The sequence below is a fragment of the Paraburkholderia sp. D15 genome (assembly GCF_029910215.1).
Lineage (GTDB): Bacteria > Pseudomonadota > Gammaproteobacteria > Burkholderiales > Burkholderiaceae > Paraburkholderia.
Map to the genome: position 1 here is coordinate 1,527,235 of NZ_CP110395.1, position 23,638 is coordinate 1,550,872.

At 63.8% G+C, this 23,638-nt stretch carries 15 protein-coding genes; 14 read left to right on the forward strand and 1 reads right to left on the reverse strand.

Annotated elements, in window-relative coordinates:
* The first annotated feature begins 41 nt into the window (after positions 1-41).
* A complete protein-coding gene (gene uvrA / locus LFL96_RS06650; RefSeq protein ID WP_281000592.1) occupies positions 42-5,930 on the forward strand; it encodes an excinuclease ABC subunit UvrA in 5,889 nt (1,962 codons plus the stop codon).
* A gap of 195 nt (positions 5,931-6,125) precedes the next feature.
* Here the strand turns inward: uvrA and LFL96_RS06655 are convergent, their stop codons facing one another.
* Positions 6,126-6,461, reverse strand: coding sequence for a hypothetical protein (locus LFL96_RS06655; RefSeq protein WP_280999389.1), 336 nt, complete (start codon positions 6,459-6,461; stop codon positions 6,126-6,128).
* Between the two features lie 561 nt (positions 6,462-7,022).
* Between LFL96_RS06655 and LFL96_RS06660 the strand changes: the two genes are divergently transcribed.
* From LFL96_RS06660 to LFL96_RS06720, 13 genes are all read left to right on the forward strand, one after another.
* On the forward strand, positions 7,023-7,685 hold the full coding sequence (locus LFL96_RS06660) for an energy transducer TonB (protein ID WP_280999391.1): 663 nt from the start codon (positions 7,023-7,025) through the stop codon (positions 7,683-7,685).
* A gap of 76 nt (positions 7,686-7,761) precedes the next feature.
* A complete protein-coding gene (locus LFL96_RS06665) occupies positions 7,762-8,691 on the forward strand; it encodes a MotA/TolQ/ExbB proton channel family protein (protein ID WP_280999393.1) in 930 nt (309 codons plus the stop codon).
* Positions 8,692-8,703: 12 nt separating this feature from the next.
* A complete protein-coding gene (locus LFL96_RS06670; protein WP_280999395.1) occupies positions 8,704-9,126 on the forward strand; it encodes a biopolymer transporter ExbD in 423 nt (140 codons plus the stop codon).
* 18 nt (positions 9,127-9,144) lie between these two features.
* A complete protein-coding gene (locus tag LFL96_RS06675) occupies positions 9,145-9,570 on the forward strand; it encodes a biopolymer transporter ExbD (RefSeq protein ID WP_280999397.1) in 426 nt (141 codons plus the stop codon).
* A gap of 9 nt (positions 9,571-9,579) precedes the next feature.
* Entirely contained in the window at positions 9,580-10,785 is a 1,206-nt protein-coding gene (locus LFL96_RS06680) for a tetratricopeptide repeat protein (protein WP_280999399.1), read from the forward strand.
* A 316-nt stretch (positions 10,786-11,101) separates the two neighbouring features.
* Positions 11,102-11,677, forward strand: a complete 576-nt coding sequence (locus tag LFL96_RS06685; RefSeq protein ID WP_280999401.1) for a cupin domain-containing protein — start codon at positions 11,102-11,104, stop codon at positions 11,675-11,677.
* Positions 11,678-12,057: 380 nt separating this feature from the next.
* A complete protein-coding gene (locus LFL96_RS06690; RefSeq protein ID WP_280999403.1) occupies positions 12,058-14,847 on the forward strand; it encodes a TonB-dependent receptor in 2,790 nt (929 codons plus the stop codon).
* Positions 14,848-15,118: 271 nt separating this feature from the next.
* A complete protein-coding gene (locus LFL96_RS06695; RefSeq protein WP_280999405.1) occupies positions 15,119-17,056 on the forward strand; it encodes an extracellular solute-binding protein in 1,938 nt (645 codons plus the stop codon).
* A gap of 8 nt (positions 17,057-17,064) precedes the next feature.
* Complete coding sequence (locus LFL96_RS06700) at positions 17,065-18,117, forward strand: ABC transporter permease subunit (RefSeq protein ID WP_280999407.1); 1,053 nt, start codon at positions 17,065-17,067, stop codon at positions 18,115-18,117.
* On the forward strand, positions 18,071-19,186 hold the full coding sequence (locus LFL96_RS06705; protein WP_280999409.1) for an ABC transporter permease: 1,116 nt from the start codon (positions 18,071-18,073) through the stop codon (positions 19,184-19,186). Before LFL96_RS06700 ends, LFL96_RS06705 begins: the two co-directional genes overlap by 47 nt.
* Positions 19,183-20,829, forward strand: a complete 1,647-nt coding sequence (locus tag LFL96_RS06710) for a dipeptide ABC transporter ATP-binding protein (protein WP_280999411.1) — start codon at positions 19,183-19,185, stop codon at positions 20,827-20,829. The genes LFL96_RS06705 and LFL96_RS06710 overlap by 4 nt, the downstream gene beginning before the upstream one ends.
* 19 nt (positions 20,830-20,848) lie before the next feature.
* Entirely contained in the window at positions 20,849-22,285 is a 1,437-nt protein-coding gene (locus LFL96_RS06715) for a TldD/PmbA family protein (protein WP_280999412.1), read from the forward strand.
* Complete coding sequence (locus LFL96_RS06720; protein ID WP_280999414.1) at positions 22,285-23,631, forward strand: metallopeptidase TldD-related protein; 1,347 nt, start codon at positions 22,285-22,287, stop codon at positions 23,629-23,631. The genes LFL96_RS06715 and LFL96_RS06720 overlap by 1 nt, the downstream gene beginning before the upstream one ends.
* Positions 23,632-23,638 lie beyond the last annotated feature (7 nt).

The window sequence follows — 23,638 nt, forward strand, 5'->3', positions numbered from 1 at the left end:
GCGGTGCTGGCGGCCCGGACCACGCAACCCGCGCCAACGGCATCATCAGGATTCGCGGCGCGCGCCAGCACAACCTCAAGAACGTCGACCTCGACGTCCGCACCGGCGAAATGACGGTCGTCACCGGGCCGTCCGGCTCCGGCAAGTCGAGCCTCGTGTTCGACACGCTCTACGCGGAAGGACAGCGGCGCTACGTCGAAACCTTCAGCGCGTACGCGCGCCAGTTCCTCGACCGCATGGACCGGCCGCAGGTCGACAAGGTGGACGGCGTGCCGCCCGCCATCGCGATCGACCAGACCAATCCGGTGCGCAGTTCGCGCTCCACGGTCGGCACCATGACGGAGCTCAACGACCATCTGAAGCTGCTGTACGCGCGCGCGGCCGAGCTGTTCGACCGGCAAACCGCGCTGCAGGTGCGTCACGACACGCCGGAAACGATCTACGCCGAATTGCAGGAGCGCATCGCGCGGCACGGCGAGGAACCGCGTCTCGTCGTCACGTTCCCGGTGGAATTGCCGGAGTCCGCATCGGAACAGGAGGTGGAGCAATGGCTGTCGGCAAGCGGCTATACCCGCGTGCAGGCACAGCGCGAAGTCGATTCGCCGACCGGCCGGCGCAAGCTGCTCGACGTGGTGGCCGACCGCTTCCGGCTGAGTTCGGTCGACAAGGCGCGCGTGGTCGAGGCGATCGAGGCGTCGCTCAAACGCGGCGGCGGGCGCGTGAATGTCTATGTGCTGCCGGCGTCCTCATCCGCGGCGGATGAAGCGCAGGGCGGCTCGGCGGCCGAGCCGGTCATCTGGCGTTTCTCCACCGGCCTGCATAGCCCGGAAAGCGATCTGCGCTACGCCGACCCGCAGCCGGCGCTGTTCTCGTTCAATTCGGCCTACGGCGCATGCGAAGTCTGCCGCGGCTTCGGCCGGGTGATCGGCGTCGATCTCGGGCTGGTGATTCCCGACGCGCGCAAGACGCTCAGCGAAGGCGCGATCAAGCCGATGCAAACGCCCGCGTGGAAGGAGTGCCAGGACGACCTGATGCGCTACGCGGCGAAGGCCGGCATCCGCCGCGGCACGCCGTGGGGCGAGCTGACCGACGCCGAGCGCGACTGGGTGATCAACGGCTCGCCGGACTGGAACGGCACGTGGCAGACGCATTGGTACGGCGTCAAACGCTTCTTCGATTATCTGGAGTCGAAGGCGTACAAGATGCACATTCGCGTGCTGCTGTCCAAATACCGCAGCTACACGCCGTGCGAAACCTGCGGCGGCGCGCGGCTGAAAACGGAATCGCTGCTGTGGCGTCTGGGCAGCAAGGCGAATGCCGACGAGGTGCTGCCCGAGGGCCGGCGCTTCATGCCGCGCGGCGTCGAATGGAACCGTGCGCAACTGGAGGCGCTGCCGGGCCTGACCGTGCACGATCTGATGCTGTTGCCGATCGAGCGCATCCGCCGTTTCTTCGACGAAATCAGTCTGCCCAGCGCGTTGCTCGACGACGCGCTGAAGCTGTTGCTCGCCGAGGTGCGCACGCGTCTGAAGTATCTGTGCGACGTCGGCCTCGGTTATCTGACGCTCGACCGGCAAAGCCGCACGTTGTCCGGCGGCGAGGTGCAGCGGATCAACCTGACCACGGCGCTCGGCACGTCGCTGACCAAGACGCTGTTCGTGCTCGACGAGCCGAGTATCGGTCTGCATCCGCGCGACCTGAACCGGATCGTCGAGGCGATGCACCGGCTGCGCGACGCGGGCAATACGCTGGTGGTGGTCGAGCACGATCCGTCGGTGATGCTCGCGGCGGATCGTTTGATCGACATGGGGCCGGGCCCGGGCGAACGCGGCGGCTCCATCATTTACGACGGCGCGCCGGAGGCGATCCGTTCGTCCGGCACGCTGACCGGCGAGTATCTGGGCGGGCGGCGCCACGTCGCGGATGCCGCGCACTGGGCGCGCCGTCCGGTGGATGACACCACGCCGCGCATCGTGCTGGAAGGCGCGACCGAACACAATCTGCGCGACGTCACGGTCGAGATTCCGCTGCAACGGCTCGTCTGCGTGACGGGGGTGTCCGGCTCCGGCAAGTCCACGCTGCTGCAGGACGTGCTGTATCCGGCCATGGCGCGGCACTTCGGCATTGCCACCGAATCGCCGGGCGCATTCCGCAGTCTGACGGGCGCGGATCAGGTGACCGACGTCGTGTTCGTCGACCAGTCGCCGATCGGCAAGACCGCGCGCTCGAATCCGGCGAGCTACGTCGGCGCATTCGACGAAATCCGCAAGCTGTTCGCCAAGGCGCCGCTCGCGCAGCAACGCGGCTACGGTCCCGGCATGTTCAGCTTCAACTCGGGCGACGGGCGTTGCCCGACCTGCGGCGGTTCGGGCTTCGAGCACATCGAAATGCAGTTCCTGAGCGACGTGTATCTGCGCTGTCCGGATTGCGATGGGCGCCGGTATCGCGCGGAACTGCTCGAAGTGAAGATCGAACGCGGCGAGCCGGCGCGCGCGCTGAGCATTGCCGACGTGCTTGAACTGACCGTCAGCGAGGCGGCCGCGTACTTCGCGAAAGACGCCGAGGTGTTGCGCGTGCTGCAACCCATCGTCGATGTCGGTCTCGAGTACGTGAAGCTCGGCCAGCCGGTGCCCACGTTGTCCGGCGGCGAAGCGCAGCGGCTCAAGCTGGCCGGTTTCCTTGCGGAATCGGCGCAGGCGGGGTCCGCGCGCAGCGCAAGGCAAGCGGTCGCGAAACGGTTGTTCATGTTCGACGAGCCGACCACCGGTCTGCATTTCGACGACATCGCCAAGCTGATGCGAGCGTTCGGCAAGCTGCTCGCGAGCGGTCATTCGCTGATCGTGATCGAACACAATCTCGACGTGATCCGCGCGGCGGACTGGCTGATCGACCTCGGGCCCGAGGGCGGCGACGGCGGCGGCCGGGTGTTGTGCGCGGGCACGCCCGAAGCGGTCAAGCAGTGCCCGGAGTCGCATACCGGCGAGGCGCTACTGCACTACGACCAGGCCATGGATGCGGCGGCCGAACCGGTGTCGCAAGGTCTGCCGTTGCAGAAGGCGCTGAGCGCGGCGCGCGCGCGCCGGGCGATCGAGGGCGAAGACGTGGTGCGCATCGTCAATGCGCGCGAGCACAACCTGAAAGCGCTGGACGTGGACATTCCGCACGGCAAGTTCAACGTGATTACCGGCGTGTCCGGTTCGGGCAAGTCCACGCTCGCGTTCGACATCCTGTTCCACGAAGGGCAGCGCCGTTATCTCGAGTCGTTGAACGCGTATGCGCGCTCCATCGTGCAACCGGCCGGGCGGCCCGAGGTCGACGCCGTGTACGGCATTCCGCCGACCGTCGCGATCGAGCAGCGGCTCTCGCGCGGCGGCCGCAAGAGTACCGTCGCGACCACGTCCGAGGTGTGGCACTTCCTGCGTCTGCTGTATGTGAAGCTCGGCTTGCAGCATTGCATTCACGACGGCACGCCGGTCACGTCGCAAAGCGTCGAGTCGATCGCCGCGCAACTGTTGCGCGATCACAAGGGGCAGCACGTCGGTTTCCTCGCGCCGCTGGTGGTGAACCGCAAAGGCGTGTACACCGATCTCGCGAAATGGGCGAAGGCGCGCGGCAACACGCACCTGCGCGTGGACGGCGAATTCGTGCCGGTGGACCCGTGGCCGAAGCTCGACCGTTTCCGCGAACACACCATCGAATTGCCGGTGACCGACCTCGTCGTATCGGCGGATCATGAAGCCGAGTTGCGCGCGGCGCTCGACCAGACGCTGGAGATCGGCAAGGGCGTAATGCATCTGCTGGCGCCGCTCGACGGTCTGCACGCCGCGCTCGGCGGCGGCAAGCCGACCGCGGCGCTCGGCGAAGTCAAGGTGTTGTCCACCAAGCGCGCGTGTCCGGTATGCGGCACCAGCTATCCGGAACTCGATCCGCGCATGTTCTCGTACAACAGCAAGCATGGCTGGTGTACGACGTGCGTCGGCACCGGCCTGGCGTTGACGCGCGAACAGCGTGCCGCGTACGACGACACGATCGTCGTCGACGACAATCGCGGGCGCGAGCAGAGTTTGCCATCGGAAGAACAGGAGCCCGAAGGTCTCGTCGACGAGCCGTGTCACGATTGCGGCGGCACGCGTCTGAATCCGACCGCGCGCGCGGTGACGTTCGACGCGCACGCGATCGTCGACGTCGCGCAATGGACCGTGTCCGATACGCGCGCGTGGATCGCCACGCTGGAAATGACCGGCCGCGACGCGGAAATCGCGCGTGACGTGATCAGCGAAATCGGCAGCCGGCTGCAGTTTCTCGAAGAAGTCGGGCTCGGCTATCTGAGCCTGGATCGCGCGGCGCCGAGCCTCTCCGGTGGCGAAGCGCAACGTATCCGCCTGGCCGCGCAACTGGGCAGCAATTTGCAAGGCGTGTGCTACGTGCTGGACGAACCGACCATCGGTTTGCATCCGCGTGACAACCAGATTTTGCTGAACGCGCTGCGCAAGCTGGGCGATAAGGGCAATACGCTGGTGGTCGTCGAGCATGACGAAGATACGATTCGGCGTGCCGACCATATCATCGATATCGGCCCCGGCGCGGGTAAGCGCGGCGGGACGCTGGTCGCGCAGGGCAGTGTCGCCGATCTGTCCGCGCAACCCGATTCGCTGACGGGTCAGTTTCTCGCGAACCCGATCGTGCATCCGTTGCAGCCGCGTCGCGAAGTCGTCGCCGCGGGCAAACGCGCGGCGGCCGTGCCGGACAACTGGCTCACCGTGCATCGCGCGAATCTGCACAATCTGCGCGACGTTACCGTGGGTATCCCATTGTCGCGGCTGGTCGCGATCACCGGCGTCAGCGGGTCCGGCAAGTCGACACTCGCGCGCGACGTGCTGATGACCAATCTGCTGGATGCGGTGGGGCGCTCGGTGCTGTCGTCGCCGGCCACGCGCCGGGCGCGCGCGGCGGCCGAGGACAAGCCGGCTGCGAACCGTCGTTCGAGCGTGCTGGCGCGGTCGGCGCCGCGCGCGCAATTGAACGTCACGCATGCGTGGCAAGGGTGCGAATCGATCACGGGTTGGGAGAGTATCGACCGTGTGCTCGAGGTCGATCAGACGCCGATCGGCAAGACGCCGCGTTCGTGTCCGGCCACGTATATCGGCGTGTGGGACGCGATCCGCAAACTGTTCGCCGGCACGCTCGAGGCGCGTGCGCGCGGCTATACGGCCTCGCGCTTCTCGTTCAATACCGGTGAGGGCCGCTGCCCCGCCTGCGAGGGGCAAGGCGTCCGCACGATCGGCATGAGCTTCCTGCCCGACGTGAAGGTGCCGTGCGACGTGTGCCACGGTCAGCGCTTCAATCCGGAGACGCTTGCGGTCACGTGGCGCGGCAAGAATATCGGCGACGTGCTGACCATGGAGATCGACGAGGCGGTCGAGTTCTTCGCGCCGATCTCGAACATCGCGCATCCGCTGCAATTGATGAAAGATGTCGGGCTGGGTTATTTAACGCTGGGGCAGCCATCGCCCACGTTGTCGGGCGGCGAGGCACAGCGGATCAAGCTGGTCACGGAACTGAGCAAGGTGCGCGACGACATCACGCGGCGCGGTCAGAAGCCGCCGCATACGCTGTACGTGCTCGACGAACCGACGGTCGGTCTGCATATGGCGGACGTCGCGAAACTGATTCGCGTGCTGCATCGTCTCGCGGATGGCGGCCATAGCGTCGTCGTTATCGAGCACGATCTGGATGTGATCGCCGAGGCGGACTGGATCATCGACCTGGGTCCGGAAGGCGGCGTCGGCGGCGGCGCGATCGTCGCGGCTACCGATCCCGAAGGGCTGGTTCGCGCCGCCGCGAGCCATACCGGCGCCGCGTTGCGGCCTGTGCTTGCGCGAACGCAGAACGGCGAGACGTCGGCGGTGGGCGAAGGCACGAACGGTTGAGGCGGCGCGGGCGATTCAGGCGGTCGTGGCGATTGATACCGCTGCAGAAGTTGTGGCGACAACGCTGACAAAGCAGAGCAGGGCGGTGCGATGGCAATGCGAATTGCCGTTGCACCGCTGCGCTTCAGTCCGCCAGCGCGAATCGCGAGTTGCGTCGGGAATGTCATCCGTCACAGGGCAAAAAACCAATACGCATCACGCAGCAAACGGATTATCTGTTCTGTCGGCTATATGTAATAAATCCGTATAAATTTGTAATTTAATAGCGTGCGCAATTGAAAACTTTATTCGCGGTGTCGTAAATACCGCTAAAAGTTTTTTCAAACACGCTTTCCGTTCTGCTATCTTCTCGCCTTCGGTGGCGGCGTCGTTCCGTCGACCGGTCATCAATAGTCCTTGCTGTTCACGCATCACGACGGTTACTTTGTGATCGTCGAGAAAGCCAAGCCTGACGGGCGTTGCAGCCCGATGGCAAGGCGTCGCGAGAACCCTCGAAGGACACCTCAATGCCGCTTGCATGAGCTGCGGCATCGCTATTGTCGGGCGTCGAAAGTCGCTTTTATATCCGTTCGACATACGCTAATTCTTTTAAAGCGGTGCAATTCCGGCATGAGTTAGAGTTACCTCTCTAAACTTAGTATGCTGACATCAAAAAAAGTTTGACCGCGCATTTTTTGTCCTGCTATCGTTCCCTCCCATGAAACGCATGTGACGTTGGCGCGGAAAATTCCTCGCGCCGCAGCGAACCTCGTTCGAGTCGTCGGATGCGTGGATGCGAAAAAGAAATCCGCGAGACAAATTTAATCTATTAGTACATCTACTTAGACTGGGCGAAGAATATCGCGGGACTCGTTACGTCCGTATCCCGTGACAGCTTGTGTATGCCGGATCTGAGCTGGAGAGCATGACAGTCGTTTTGTACTGCAAAGCGACTGCGCGTGCTATCGACCGGCTCGGCCGAAGTGAATGGAGAACGGTGCATGGTGGTCGCGGCACCCAGGCTCACTGCAGTTACAGCAATGGACGGTTCACGCCGGAGGAGTAAAGGTGGGTACGAAAGTTGAAGCACGATTTCCGGCAGCAGCGGCCCGCATGGAAAGGCCGGGGCGCCCGCGCGAGTTCGGGCGCAAGCAGCAGAATCCAGTACGCCGCTTCGGCGGCATCGCCGTCGTTCTGCTGCTGCACGTGGTGCTGATCTACGCACTCGTGAATGGCCTCGCCACCAAGGTCGTTCAGGTCATCCAGCATCCGATCGAAACCAAGATCATCGAGCCGGTGAAGCCGCCGCCGCCGCCTCCGCTGCCGACCGTGCAGTTGCCGCCGCCGAAGTTCGCGCCGCCGCCGCCGCCGTTCGTGCCGCCACCGGAAGTGCAGGTTCAGACGCCGCCGCAGCCGACCATCACGCATCAGGCCGCGCCGGTCGTTTCCGCGCCGGCAGTGGCTGCACCGACTCAGGCGCCGCCCGCGCCCAGCAAGCCGGTCAGCACCGAGGTCGGCGTGGTGTGCCCGAATTCGGATCAGATCCGCTCGTCGATCAAGTACCCGAAAGAAGCGCAGGAAAACAACGTAACGGGCGATGTGCTGGTCGAGTTCGTCGTGGACCCGCAAGGTCATATCACGAACGAGCGTGTCGCCAAGTCGTCGGATGATTCTTCACTCGATCGTGCAGCGTTCAACGCGGTCAAGCAGTTCACGTGCGTTTCCCAAGGCCAGGCTGTCCGTGTGCAAGTTCCGTTCTCGTTTAATCTGAACTGAGTGCACAGGCTGTTCGGTACCGGTAGCGATTTATCAGTCTTGGTTTAGCAGTTGTACTAATGAACATGGAGCAGGCATGAAGAAGCGTACTCTCGCCGCACTGGCGGCAACCCTGTTGTTCGCCGTAACCACGGTGGATACCTTTGTCGCACCGCATATGGCGCAGGCGCAGGCTAGCGACGCCACCGCGTCGGCAGCCGCCACGGCTTCGGCGGCTCCCGCCACGGCGGCCACCGCCGCGCCGCAGACGGCCGGCTCGGCCACGGATGAAGCCGTGCCGCCGCCGCAACCGGCCGCGAACGAAACCGTCAACAACCCCTACGGCCTCGGTGCGTTGTGGAAGAACGGCGACTTCGTCGCGCGCTTCGTGCTGATCCTGCTGGTGCTGATGTCGATGGGCAGCTGGTACATCATGATCACCAAGTTCTTCGAGCAGTTCCGTGCGAACCGCCGTGCGAAGAGCGCCGACGAGCAACTGTGGACGGCGCCGTCGCTGGTCGAAGGCACGAAGCTGCTCGACGAAGCGTCGCCGTTCCGCTTCATCGCCGAGACGGCGATCGAGGCCGGCGAACATCACGACGAAGCGCTGCTCGAAGCCGTCGATCGCAATACGTGGATCGACAACTCGGTGGAGCGCGCGATCACCAACGTATCGAACCGTCTGCAGGACGGCCTGGCCTTCCTCGGCACGGTCGGCTCGACTGCACCGTTCGTCGGTCTGTTCGGCACGGTGTGGGGTATCTATCACGCGCTGACCGCAATCGGTATCGCTGGTCAAGCATCGATCGACAAGGTCGCGGGTCCGGTGGGCGAGGCGCTGATCATGACCGCGATCGGTCTGGCGGTCGCGGTGCCGGCGGTGCTCGGCTACAACTTCCTGGTCCGCCGCAACAAGTCGGTGATGGAGCGGGTGCGTGCGTTCGGCGCCCAACTGCATACCGTGTTGCTGGCCGGCAGCCGTCGTTCGGCGCGTGCCGCATCGCGTGAAACGTCGCTGGCCCAATAAGCGGAGTCCGTCATGGCAATGAGCGTCGGGCAGGAAGACAACGACGAGGTGATCTCCACGATCAACACCACGCCGCTCGTGGACGTGATGCTGGTGCTGCTGATCATCTTCCTGATCACGATTCCGGTGGTCACGCACACGGTGCCGGTGCAGTTGCCGAAGGAGACGATCCAGCCGTTGCAGACCACGCCGAAGAGCATCGTCATCGCAATCAACAAGGATGGCGATCTGTTCTGGAACGAGAAGCAGGTCGATGCGCCGACGTTGCTGGCACGCCTGAAGACCGTGTCGGTGCAGACGCCGCAGCCGGAAGTGCACGTGCGCGGCGATCAGATGACGCGGTATGAGTTTATCGGCCGGGTCATCACGCAATGCGAGCGTGCGGGGATTGCGAAAGTTTCGTTCATCACGGAGCCGCCGGCGCGCGGCGAGTGAGATCGACAGGAGTCAAGAATGGGAATGAACGTATCCTCGGGCGGCGGCGAGCCGGACGTGATGGTCGACATCAACACCACGCCGTTGATCGACGTGATGCTGGTGCTGCTCATCATGCTGATCATCACGATCCCGATCCAGACGCACGCGATCAAGATGAATCTGCCGGTCGGCAATCCGCCGCCGCCGATCACGCAGCCGGAAGTCGTCCAGATCGACATCGATTTCGACGGCACCACCACCTGGAACGGGCAACCGGTTCCGGATCGCGCCGCGCTCGAATCGCGGCTCGCGCAGGTCGCGGCCGAGCCGGTGCAGGCGGAAATTCATCTGCGGCCCAACAAGCTGGTGCCGTACAAGGACGTCGCGGCTGTGATGGCGTCCGCGCAACGACTGGGCGCGACCAAGATCGGCCTGATCGGCAATGAGCAGTACATGCAATAGGAAAGGGCAATGCTAACGATCCATCAACGGTTCAGGCGCGCCGTCATCACGGCCGCGGTCGGCGGGTTCACCACGCTCGCGTTGCTGCCCACCGCCGCGCACGCGGCCGATACGTTGCGGCCGGATGTCGCGAAGCCGCTGAACGCCGCGCAGGATCTGTACCGCGCGCACAAGTACAAGGACGCGTTGACGAAGATCGATCAGGCCGCGGCCGTGCCCGGCAAGACGCCGTACGAAAGCACGATGATCGAGGAGATGCGCGGCGCGGCTGCCGCGGCCGCCGGCGAATCCGGCGTCGCCGCCCAGGCGTACGAAACCTTGCTGAGCTCCGGCAAGCTGAGCGGCGCGGACGAGCAGCGCACCAGCGCGGCGCTTGCGGGCATCTACTTCCAGGAAAAGAACTACGCGCAGGCGGCCAAGGTCGCGCAGCGCTATCTGAAGGCGGGCGGCGGCGATCCCGACATGCGCACGCTACTGGTTCAGTCTTACTACCTGTCGAACGATTGCGCGAGCGTGGTGGGTTTGCTGAAGCCCGCCGTCGACGCACAGGTGCGCGCCGGCCACGCACCGGATGAATCGCAACTGCAATTGCTGGGCACGTGCGCGCAGCGCGTGAAGGACGACGCGACGTATCGCGGCGCGCTTGAAAAGCTGGTGGCGTATCACCCGAAACAGTCCTACTGGGACGATCTGTTCTCGGCGATCCGCAACAAGCCGGGTTATTCGTCGGCGCTCGACATCGATACGTATCGTCTGCGGCGCGCCACCGGTTCGCTGAGCAGCGCGGACGACTACATGGAGATGACGCAACTCGCGATCGTTGCGGGCACAACCGCCGAGGGCAAGCAGGTCATCGATCAGGGTTTCTCGTCGGGTGTGTTGGGACATGACGCGCAGGCCGACCGAGAGAAACGCCTTCAGGCGCTCGCGGCGAAACGCGCGCAGGCGCCGGCCGATCCGGCCAATCCCGTGCCGCCCGTCAACGCCGGCTTCAATCAGGTGTTCGCGGGCCAGGCGAAGCAAGGTCTGGCGGCCATGGATGCGGCCATCGCGAAGGGCGGTCTCGATCATCCGGACCAGGCGCAACTGCATCTTGGCGAAGCCTATTACATCGCCGGCGACAAGACCCGCGCGGTGCAAACCTTCCGCGCGGTGAAGGGCACCGACGGTTCAGCGGACCTCGCGCGTTTGTGGGTACTGGTGGCGTCGAAGTAACGAACGTGTAGCGGGCCGGTTCGAACGGGCGCTGCGCGCTCGATCGAACCCGGTCGTAACGAGGCGCGAAAAACGCACTCGCTGGTTAGTGCTCAGGTACTCGCTGCTGCCTGAACATGGTTGGGCGCGCAACGATCGCGCAACGATCGTGCGAATCGCGAAGAGCGTGGATGTCCCGGTCATACCCATCCGGTCGACTGATCCATGGCGGCATCTCATCACGCTTATCCAGCGTGTTTAAACGGAGGGTGTTGCAAACGATGAAACATAATTAGCTTTTATCAAACTATTTTTGACTACGGGATTCTGTCTTGCTATGGTTTTGCCACTCGATAACAAGGCACAGGTAGCAGTCTCAATAGGCAGCAAAATCCGCGCGCTTCGCCAACGGCTCAAGCGCACGCTGGACGAAGTGGCAACGACCGCGGGGATATCCAAACCCTTTCTGTCGCAGGTGGAGCGGGGTCATGCAACCCCGTCGATTACATCGCTGGTCGGTATCGCGCGAGCGTTGGGCGTCACGGTGCAGTACTTCGTCGATACGCCGACGGAAGACCGTTCGGTACGGCGAGGCAGCGAATTGAAGTACTTCGGCTTCGACGGAAGCGCGAATCTTTTTGGACGGCTGACGAACCTGTCGGTCGGCAGCAAGCTGGAAGTCATTCTCGTCAGAATGCCGGTGGGGCAGAACCCGTCGGAGGTCACGACGCACGCGGGTGAAGAGTTTCTGTATGTGATGAGCGGCGAAATCGCCCTCACGCTGGAGGGTAAGACCTTCGTATTGCAGGCCGGTGACACCGCGCATTACGAGTCCACCGTGCCGCATGCGTGGGCTAATACCGCCGGAGAAGAAGCGGTGATCGTCTGGGTGGGGACGCCGCGATTGTTCTAGTGCCGTAGTCCACGTTTTGTCGAAAACCTGGTTTATTTATATCTGTAAGCATGCCTTAAGGTGTCGTGGCTGGATCGACCGTCTGGAATCGCCCGTCGCCCCACATACGTTGTATTGAACAAGAGCTTGAATAAATTAGAAAGCGCTGCGCATTTCGTTTGTAATAAATAAGTAGTCCGACATTGAGCATTTGAAGTGCTCCGTGTGTCCGGCTGTTTTTTCATTCCGGCAGATCGAATGCCGGTTCGAAAGGACGGCAATGGGCATGGGGCGGCTTTAACGGAGCGCGGCGCAATGATCGCCGTATATCGAGTGGAGAGGTTCATAAGACCTCGCCTCACATACAGCTGTGGCCTTACTGACGAGCGAGAAGGGGAAAAATGAAACAAAGGGCATTGGCGTTGGCCATCAAAAGAATAATCTGGGCGGAACTGGCGTTGTCGGCCGCAATCGCCGTTCCGGCGTTTGCGCAAAGCCAGCCGGCCGCGACCGGTTCCACGGCGGGCACCGCCACCACCAGCACGCCCGCTGCTGCTGCACCGGCTTCGGGCGCGGCGGCCGCTGCGTCCGCGGACAATTCCACTGCGACGACCGGCAAGGGCAACGTCCAGCAGTTGAAGAAGTTCGAGGTGACGGGCTCGCTGATCCGCCAGTCGGACAAGACCGGCTTCCAGGCGATGCAGGTGGTCTCGCAGAAAGACATTCAGGCCAGCGGCGCCGCCACGGTGTCCGACTTCCTGCGCTCGACGGCGGCCAACTCGGCCAGCAGCTGGGGCGACAACTATACGTACAGCACGGCGCCGGGCGGCGCGGGTATCGCACTGCGCGGCCTGAGCGAAAAGTACACGCTGGTGCTGATCGATGGTCAACGTGTCGCGCCTTACGCGCTCAACACGAACTTTACCGACTCGTTCGTCGATCTGAATTCGCTGCCGTTGAACATGATCGACCGCATCGAAATCGTGAAGACGGGTGCGGTTTCGCAGTACGGCTCCGACGCAATCGCGGGTGTGGTGAACATCATCACCAAGCACAACTACCAGGGGCTGCAACTGGACGGCAGCCTGGGCGGCGCGCAGCACGGCGGCGCAGGCACGGACAAGTTCAACATTCTGGGCGGCTTCGGCAACCTGACCTCGGACGGCTATAACTTCACGGCCGCCGCCAGCTATTCGCACACGAGCGGCATCGACCTCTCGCAGCGCGATACGACCTCGGGCCAGATCTTCCCGTACGGCAACAATCAGCCGACCTCCTACTGGCTGACGGGCAACGGCCCGGTCGCGGTGGGCAATTGCGCGGGCGGCAAGACGATCTCGACCGCGACCTCGACGACGGCGGCATTCCAGCCGGGCACCGCGTGCGCGTACAACACCAGCAGCATCGATTCGCTGGCGCCCGAGAACGAACACGCGAACGTGAAGATCCACGGCGACTTCAAGATCAACGACAACGTCCAGGCGTTCGCCGACATCTGGGACAGCTATTCCACCAGCTCGATCACGACCGGCGTCGCAGGCTTCAACGGTCTCAGCTCGCCGCTCTCGTATTCGCCGGCAACCGGCCCGGTGGCGAACAACAACTCGGTGGCAGCCACCAATCCGTACAACCCGTTCGGCGTCGCGACGCCGATCAACTACACGTTCCCGAACGTGCCGGAAGGCATTCAGTCGACCGCGAACTTCTGGTCTTTCTCGACCGGCCTGAAGGGCCAGTTCGACACCACGAAGTGGGGTAGCTGGAACTGGGCGACGAGCTACGGCCATTCGCAAAGCGTGGTGGCGGTCACGGACACGAACGTGATGAACGCGGCCGCGTATCAGAACGTTCTGGCGGGCGGCTTCGATTTCGCCAATCCGTCGGCCACGCCGAATGGCTTGAACGGTCTGTTCAGCAACGCCGAGTACCTCGCGATCTCGAAGCTCGACGTAGTCGATGCCACGATTTCGACGCCGAACCTGTTCCACCTGCCGACCGGCGACGTGGGTATCGGTTTCGGTTCGCAGTTCCAGCATCAGAGCGAATCGATCGAGAATCCGACCGGCGTGGGCACGGGGCAGAACCTGATCGCCGGCATTCCGCTGCAGCAGGCAGACGCGAGCCGCAACGTGGCCGCGGTGTTCTACCAGATCGATATTCCGATCATCAAGAACCTGACGTTCAGCCAGGCCGGCCGGTACGACCACTACAACCAGTTCGGCGGCGCGTTCTCGCCGCGCTTCGCCCTGCGCTATCAGCCGCTGCAGGCATTCACCGCCTACGCGTCGTATAACCGCGGCTTCCGCGCGCCGACGCTGGTCGAATCCGCACCGGGCGCATCGCTGGGTTCGCAGTCGGCCATCGATACGTACGCAGGCAGCGCGCAGTACAACCAGAACGTCAACGTGCCCGAGTTGATGCACGGCAATCCGAACTTGCAACCGGAACGCACGCGCAACTACAACGTCGGCTTCGAGTTGTCGCCGGCGCGTAACACGGACTTCGGCTTCGACTGGTACAAGATCGACGTGTCGAACGTGATCGGGATCGCCCCGTTGCAGCCGACGGTGGATGCGAACAACCCGGCCAACGTGATCCGTAATCCGAACTCCGGCACGATCGACTACATCAACTCGCAGCTGGTCAACTTCTCGTATCTGCATACGGACGGTTTCGAGGCCAACTTCCATCAGGCGCTGCCGACCAAACTCGGTACCTTCGCGCTGTCGACGGACTGGGGCTACATCTGGCACTTCCAGACCAGTGGCCTCGCCAATGGGTCGACGGATGCCGCGGGCAACAACAGCTCGCTGTCGCTGTCGTTCGGCGGTTCGTTCCCGCGCTGGAAGGGCAATACGACAGTCAGCTGGCAGTCGCCGAACCGCAAGTGGAATACGGCGCTGACGTGGAACTACACGGGCCCGTACAACAATACGACGCTCGAAGGTCTGGTCGGCTCGACCCCGGGCATTCCGGCGGAAATCGGTTCGCTCAGCGTGTTCAACCTGACGGCAAGCTATACCGGCTTCAAGAACTGGACCATCTACGGCGGCATCAACAACATCTTCAATCGTGCGCCGCCGTACGATCCGAACTTCGTGCAGTACCCGTACTATCAGACCGGGTACGACACGTCGCTGTACAACTTCATTGGCCGTTACGCGCAGATTGGCGCAACCTACAAGTTCTGATCGCTTGATTCCTGAAGCCTGACGAACGGTCCCGCTCCGGTTTTCGACATTGAAAGCCGGAGCGGGTGTCTATCGAGTACCCGTCTTTCGGACGCATTCGGCCGGCTCGCTACCGCGAGCGGACGAATCGTGCCTTTGGTCATAAACCGGAGCATCCGTACCGAGCGATGAAGTCACAACCGATGTGCCAGCATTCGAGCACGCTAACGAACACGTTCGTGGGCGTCGTGGCGAACCTGCTCGCGGCCAACCTGGTGGAATGAGGACAACCATGCTTGACCGCCTCAACTCGAGATTCGCGCTGACAGCGGCGGCGTGCGTCGCGCTGTTCGGTCCGCTCGGCCCGCTTGCGGCGCCGGCTCACGCGAAGCCCTCGATCGCGCAATACGATCAACCGAAATATCCCGCCGGTTTCACGCACTTCGATTACGCGAACCCTGATGCGCCCACTAACGGCTCGCTCAGTTTCGAGAACTACAACGAACTGCAAACCTACGATTCGCTGAATCCGTTTCTGCTACGTGGCGCGCCCGCGCCCGACATCCAGATTCTGATGTTCGACACGCTGATGCAGCGCAGTTGGGACGAACTCGCCTCCGAATACCCGTTGATCGCCGACGACGTGGACGTCGCGGCCGATCTGACTTCCGCGACTTTCCACATCAATCCGGCCGCGCGCTTTTCGAACGGCGATCCGATCACGGCAGCGGACGTCAAGTACTCGTTCGACACGCTGACGAGTTCGAAGGCCTCGCCGATTTTCAACGCGCAGTTCTCGGTGATCAAACGCGCGACCGTGATCGACAACAGCACGATCCGCTTCGACTTCAAGCACGCCGAACGCGACGCGCCGCTGATCGCCGGCGATCTGCCGATCTTCTCGCCGAAGTGGGGCATGGGCGCCGATGGCAAACGTCCGGCGTTCGACCAGATCGCGACCGTGCCGCCGATCGCGAGCGGCGCGTATCTGATCGAGGACCGCAAGAACGACAAGCAGATTTCGTATCGCCGCAACCCGGACTACTGGGCGGCGAATCTGCCGTCGCGGCGCGGCATGTTCCGTTTCGAGCGCATCGTATTCAAGCTGTACCGCGACCACTACACGCAGCTCGAAGCATTCAAGGCCGGCGACGCCGACGCGATCGTCGAATACAGCGCGGCCCAATGGGCGCGCAAATACGTCGGCAAGAACTTCGACAACGGCTTGCTGAAGAAAGGCGAATTCGCCGACGGCCCCGCGCAGATGCAGGGCATGCTGATGAATCTGCGCAAGCCGATGTTCCAGGACCCGCGCGTGCGTCATGCCCTGTCGCTCGCGCTGGACTACGACTGGATGAACCGGATGATGTTCTACGGACAATACCGGCGCACCAACAGTTATTTCGAGGCGAGCCCGTTCGGCGCGACCGGCATGCCGGGGCCGAAGGAACTGGCGCTGCTCGAACCGCTGAAAAACGAGGTGCCGCCGGAAGTGTTCGGTCCGATGCTCAAGCAGCCTGGCACGATTGCCCCGGACTCGTTGCGCGCCAATCTGCGCGCCGCGCGCGATCTGCTCGCGCAGGCCGGCTGGCACTATCGCGACGGCGCGTTGCGCGACGCCAACGGCACGCCGATGACGATCGAGATCATGGACGATCAGCCCGGCATGGACCGCCTGATCCTGCCGTATATGCAGGCGCTCGGCACGCTCGGCATTCAGGCCCACATGCGCGAGATCGACAGCGCGCTGTACGAGAAGCGGTTGAATAACTTCGAGTACGACATGACCACCTTCATCTATCCGCCGGTGACGATTCCAGGCGCGGAGTTGACGCGCCGCTTCGGCAGCGCGGCGGCGTCGGAAGTGGGTTCGGAGAACTACCCCGGCATCCGTTCGAAGGCGGTCGATTCGCTGATTCACGCGGCGCTGTCGGCGGATAACCTCGACGACCTGGAAGCGGCGACCAAGGCACTCGACCGCGTGCTGTCCTATTCGTTCTATCTGGTGCCCGAGTACTACGCGCCGAATGCGCGGATCGGCTACAAGACCACGCTCGGTCATCCGCCAACCGTGCCCATGTCGTACCAGTACGAAGATTGGGTGATCAACTACTGGTACGCGAAAGACCCGAAAGACCCGAAAGACCCGAAAACGCCGCCGGTCCCGAGCGCGTCGAACTCCACCGCAGTCGTGACTGTCAGCGCCACGACAGCGGCTACGGCTCACTGAGGCTCCGCATGCTTGCCTACATTCTCAGACGTTTGCTTTTGATGGTGCCGACGTTGCTCGGCGTGGTCACCCTGACCTTTGTCGTCACGCAGTTCGTCCCGGGTGGGCCGGTCGAACAGGTGATGACGCAACTCCGCCACGGCACTGGCCGTGGCGGAGAGGCGGGGGCGGGCGGGGGCGGCTACCACGGCAGCCAGGGCGTGGACCCGCAGCAGATCGAGCAGATCAAGAAGCAGTTCGGCTTCGACAAGCCGCCGCTCGAACGCTATCTGCTGATGCTCAAGCATTACGCGACCTTCGATCTCGGCCAGTCCTACTACGAGCACGAAAGCGTGTGGGGCGTGATCCGCTCCAAGCTGCCGGTGTCGATCACGCTCGGTCTATGGACGGTGCTGCTCACCTATCTGATCTCGGTGCCGCTGGGGATTTCGAAGGCGATCCGCAACGGCTCGCGCTTCGATGCCGTGACGAGCGTGCTGGTGCTCGCCGGCTACGCGATTCCCGGCTTCGTGCTAGGCGTGCTGCTGCTGATGCTGTTCGGCGGTGGCACCTTCTGGCAGGTGTTCCCGATGCGCGGCCTCACGTCGGATAACTTCGGCGATCTCAGCGTGTTCGGCAAGGTGCTCGACTATCTGTGGCATATCGTGCTGCCCGTCACCGCGTCGGTGGTGGGCAACTTCGCGATCGTCACGATCCTGACCAAGAACACCTTCCTCGAAGAGATCGGCCGCCAGTATGTGCTGACCGCGCGAGCGAAGGGCGCGCCGGAGCGCGACGTGTTGTGGAAACACGTGCTGCGCAACGCCGCGATTCCGCTGCTGACCGGTTTGCCGGCGGCTTTCGTCGGCGCGTTCCTGAACGGCAATCTGCTGATCGAAACGCTGTTCTCGCTCGACGGCATGGGCCAACTGTCGTACGACTCGGTGATCCGCCGCGATTACCCGGTCGTGCTCGGTTCGCTGTTCCTGTTCACGCTGATCGCCCTCATCACCAAACTTATCGCAGACGTCTGCTATGTCCTCGTCGACCCCCGCATCCAATTCAACCGGCTGGACCGCTGACGCGGCCGGCGCGGCGCACGCGGCGTCGCCGTCTCCCTGGCGCCGGACGTGGCTGCGATTCAAGCGGCAGCGTCTGGGCTACTGGAGCCTCGTGATCTTCGTGACGCTGTTCGTCGTCAGCCTGTTCGGCGAGGTGCTGTCCAACGACCGGCCTTTGCTGGTGCGCTACGGCGGCCACTACTACTTCCCGATCGTGAAGGAGTATCCCGAGACGCTATTCGGCGGCGACTTCCCCGCGAAGGCGAATTACCTCGATCCGTATATCCGCTCGCGGCTCGAATCGAACGGCAACTTCGCGATCTATCCGCCGAATCATTTCAACTACGACACGATCGACTACTTCGCCGCGCATCCGTATCCGGCGCCGCCGACCGCGAGCAACTGGCTCGGTACCGATCAGTTCGGCCGCGACGTGCTGGCGCGTCTGCTGTACGGCTTTCGCCTGTCGGTGCTGATGGCGCTCGCGCTGACGGTGTCGGGCGTATTGATCGGCGTGCTGACCGGCGCGGTGCAGGGCTTTTACGGCGGGCGCACCGATCTGATCGGCCAGCGGCTGATCGAAATCTGGAGTTCGATGCCGGACCTGTATCTGCTGATCATCTTCGCGTCGATTTTCGAACCGACGCTGTGGCTGCTGTTCATCCTGCTGTCGATGTTCGGCTGGCTCGTACTTTCCGACTATGTGCGCGCCGAATTCCTGCGCAACCGCTCGCTCGATTACGTGAAGGCGGCTCGTACGATGGGACTGTCGAACTGGCAGATCATGTGGCGCCACGTGTTGCCGAACAGCCTCACGCCGGTCATCACGTTCTTGCCGTTCCGCATGAGCGCGGCGATCCTGTCGCTGACGAGTCTGGACTTTCTCGGCCTCGGCGTACCGCCGCCGACGCCGAGCCTCGGCGAGTTGCTGCAGGAGGGCAAGAACAATCTGGACGCGTGGTGGATTTCGGTGTCGGCATTCGCGGCGCTGGTGATCACGCTGTTGCTGCTGACTTTCATGGGCGACGCGTTGCGTAACGCGCTCGATACCCGCTCGCGGGGTTCCGCTTTCGGTGGAGGTCCGCGATGAGCGCCACTCAAACCCCGGCGGCAAAAAGCCGGCCACTGCTGGAAATCGACCGCTTCTCCGTGCGCTTCGGCGACAAGGTCGCGGTGCAGGATCTCAGCCTGTCGATCGCGCGCGGCGAACGCGTCGCGCTCGTCGGCGAGTCGGGATCGGGCAAGAGCGTCACCGCGCTGTCGATCCTGCGCCTCGTCGAACATGCCGAGTTGAGCGGCCGCATGTTGCTCGACGGCGAAGACCTGCTGCAAAAAACCGAGCAGCAGATGCGCGGACTGCGCGGCGCGGACGTGGCGATGGTCTTCCAGGAGCCGATGACCGCGCTCAATCCGCTCTACACGATCGGCAAGCAGATCGCCGAGAGCCTGCGACTGCACGAAGGCCTGCGGCCCAATGCGGCGCGCCAACGCGGCATCGAACTGCTCAGGCGCACGGGCATTCCGGAACCGGAGCGGCGCATCGACAGTTTTCCGCACCAGCTGTCCGGCGGCCAGCGTCAGCGCGCGATGATCGCGATGGCGCTCGCGTGCCGGCCGCGTCTGCTACTCGCCGACGAGCCGACCACCGCGCTCGACGTCACCGTGCGCCAGCAGATCGTCGACCTGCTGATCGCGTTGCAGGAACAGGAAGCCGCGGCGCGCGGCATGGCCGTGCTGCTGATCACGCACGACCTGAATCTGGTGAAGCGTTTCGCGCAACGTGTCGCGGTGATGGAGAAAGGCGTGCTGGTCGAGACGAACACGACCGAAGCACTGTTCTCCAATCCGCAGCATCCGTACACGCGGCGTCTGCTCGACAGCGAGCCGAGCCGCGCGGTCGAACCGGTCGAGGCGAACGCGCCGCGTCTGCTCGACGTGATGGGACTGGCGGTCGACTACCGGATGGCCGCGCAAGGCTGGCGCTCGCTGTTCGGCCGCTCGACGTTCCGTGCGGTACAGGATGTCGATCTGAGCGTGCGGCGCGGCGAAACGCTCGGCATCGTCGGCGAATCCGGCTCGGGCAAATCGACCCTGGCTGCGACCGTGCTCGGTTTGCAGCAGCCGGCGGCCGGCGCGATTCATATCGACGGACTGCCGCTCGCCACGCTGAAAAACGCGAAATCGCGCCGTGCGCTCTATGCGCGCATGCAGGTCGTGTTTCAGGACCCGTTCGGCTCGCTGTCGCCGCGCATGACGGTCGAGCAGATCATCGGCGAGGGGCTGAGCGTGCATCGGCCGGAGGTCGATGCGAAAGCGCGGCGCGCGCGTATCGGCGGTTTGCTGGAGGAAGTCGGCATGCCCGCCGACGCGATGCTGCGCTATCCGCACGAGTTTTCCGGCGGGCAGCGGCAGCGGATCGCGATTGCTCGCGCGCTTGCCGTCGAGCCGGAACTGCTGGTGCTCGACGAACCGACCAGCGCGCTCGACGTGTCGATCCAGAAACAGGTGCTGAATCTGCTGACGAGGTTGCAGAAAAAGTACAAGTTGAGTTATTTGTTCATCACGCACGATCTTGCGGTGATGCGGGCCATGGCGCACCGCGTGATCGTGATGAAGTCGGGGCGCATTGTCGAAGCCGGTGATACGCTCGACGTGCTGCACGCGCCGTCGCACCCCTACACGCAGGCGCTGCTGGCTTCCTCGATGATCGAGGCGGAGCCGGCCGCGCGCTAGTTTTTGACGAGAGCACTGAATGATTGACGAACGTTGGGCGCAGGCCGCCCGTACGCTGACCAGCCGCGCGGCGTTCTGGTCGCTGCGCATTGTCGACGAACAGATCGACGATCACGAGATCCGCAACGACATCGCGCAGCCGCTGCGCACCGTGCGCGATCGCGGCGCGATGTTGATCGCGTGGGTCGGCGCCGGCGCGGGTTACGCGGCGACCGCGAATCTCTCGGCGGCCGGTTTGCAGGCCGCACTCGACATCGCCACCGCGCGCGCCGAGGCGTGCGCCGCGTTGTCGCTGATCGATCATCGCGAGGTCGCGCGACCCGCCGCGAGCGGTGAGTACGTGTCGCCGAATGCGCAACGCGCGTTGCCGAGCCGCGCCGAATGGCTCGACCTGCTCGGCGCCGAATGCGCGGGCGCGAAGCTCGGCGAGGCCATCGTCGAGCGGGTGGCGAGCGTGCAGATCATCCGCACGGATCAGTTCTATCTGACCAGCGACGGCGTGCGCATCGACCAACGTTTCCGCTTCGTGATGCCGCAGTTGAGCGTCACCGCGCACGCGGACGGCGATACGCAGATGCGTACGCTCGGCGGCCATTACGGCACGCTGGGGCAGGGCGGGATCGAAGTGCTCGCGCGCTTCGGCTTCGAAGGCTCGGGCGCGCGGGTCGCCGACGAGGCGCTGCAACTGCTGGCCGCGCCGAATTGCCCGTCGGGCAAACGCGACCTGTTGCTGATGCCGGACCAGATGATGCTGCAGATTCACGAGTCGATCGGACACCCGCTCGAACTCGACCGCATTCTCGGCGACGAACGCAACTTCGCCGGCTGGAGTTTCGTCAAGCAGGACATGTTCGGCTCTTACCGTTATGGTTCGGAGCTGCTGAACGTCACGTTCGATCCGGAACTGCGCGAGGAAGCCGCCGCCTATGCGTTCGACGACGACGGCACCGTCGCCGACAAGCAGTACCTGATTCGCCACGGCGTGCTCGAACGGCCGCTCGGCGGCGCGCTGTCGCAGCAACGCGCGCACCTGCCCGGCGTCGCCAATTCGCGGGCCTCGAACTGGAACCGTCCGCCGATCGACCGCATGGCCAATCTGAACATCGAGCCGGGCGACAGTTCGCTCGCGCAGATGATCGGCAACATCGAACACGGCATTCTGATGCGCACCAATACGTCCTGGTCGATCGACGACCATCGCAACAAATTCCAGTTCGGCTGCGAGTTCGGTCAGTTGATCGAAAACGGCCGGCTCACGCAGGTCGTCAAGCAGCCGAACTATCGCGGCATCTCGGCGAATTTCTGGCGCAGTCTGAGCGCGGTCGGCGATGCCGGCACGCGCGAAGTGTTCGGCACGTCGATGTGCGGCAAGGGCGAACCGGCGCAGATCATTCGTGTCGGGCACGCGTCGCCGGCATGCGTGTTCAGCGACATCGACGTGTTCGGAGGCGCCTGATGAGCGAGCCGATCAAAGCCGTCGCCTGGCAGGCGCATTTCACCGCACTCGCCGACGCGCTCGACGAATTGCAGCGCGAGGGCGAGACCACGCTCGCGTCGTTTGCCGGCGAGCAGTCGGACTTCATCCGCTTCAACGCGGGCAAGGTGCGGCAAACCGGCAGCGTGTCGCAAGGCAAGCTGACTTTGCGGTTGATCGACGGCGCGCGTCAGGCGTATTCGACGCTGACCGTGTGCGGCGATCTGCACCAGGATCTCGACGACGTGCGGGCCGCGCTGTCGACGTTGCGCGAGAGCTTGCGCGACGCGGCGGACGATCCGCATCTGCTGTTCGACACGTCGAGCTGGACGCGCACCACGCAGCGCGCCGGCAGATTGCCTGACCCGGACGGCTTGCTGGGCACGGTCGCGCAGGCCGCGGAGGGTTTCGATTTCGTCGGCTTTTACGCGGGCGGCACCATCGTGCGCGGCTTTGCATCGACACGCGGCAGCCGCGGCTGGTACGAGGTCGACAGCTTCAACTTCAGCTGGTCGCTGTACGACCCGAGCGGCCGCGCGATCAAGACCAGCTACGCGGGCGACGACTGGAGCGACGCGGTATTCGCGCGCAAGGTCGAACAGGCCGCCGCGCGTCTTGGCGTGCTGGCGCGCGCGCCGCGCGTGCTGGAGCCGGGACATTACCGCGCGTGGCTCGCACCGGCCGCGCTCGCGGAACTGCTGGGCGTCACTGCATGGGGCGGTTTCTCGGCGCGTGCCCAGGCCAACTCGCGTAGCGCGTTGTACAAGCTGCATGTGGGAGAAATCGTAGTCGACCCGCGCGTATCGATCAGCGAAGATCTGAGTCTGGGCATCGCACCGGCTTTCAACGACGACGGTTATCTGCGCGACAGCGTGCCGTTGATCGCAGCGGGTCGCGGCGCCGAACGTCTGACCAACGCGCGCAGTGCGCGCGAATACGGGTTGACGCCGAACGGCGCATTGCCGGACGAATCGCCGGTCGCGTTGTCGATGCAGGCGGGCGATCTCGCGGAAGAAGAGGTGCTCGCGAAACTCGGCACGGGCATCTACATCGGCAATCTCTGGTATGTGAATTTCTCGGACCGGATGAACTGCCGCCTCACCGGCATGACGCGTTTCGCGACCTTCTGGGTGGAGAACGGCGAGATCGTCGCGCCGCTCGAAGCGATGCGTTTCGACGACAGCCTGTATCGCGTGCTCGGCAGCGAACTCGAACAGATCGGCGCGCAGGCCGAACTGCTGTTGAGCGATTCGACCTGGGGCGAGCGCGCCACCGGCGGCATGCAATTGCCCGGCATTCTGGTGAGGGCGTTCGAATTGACGTTATAGGCCGATA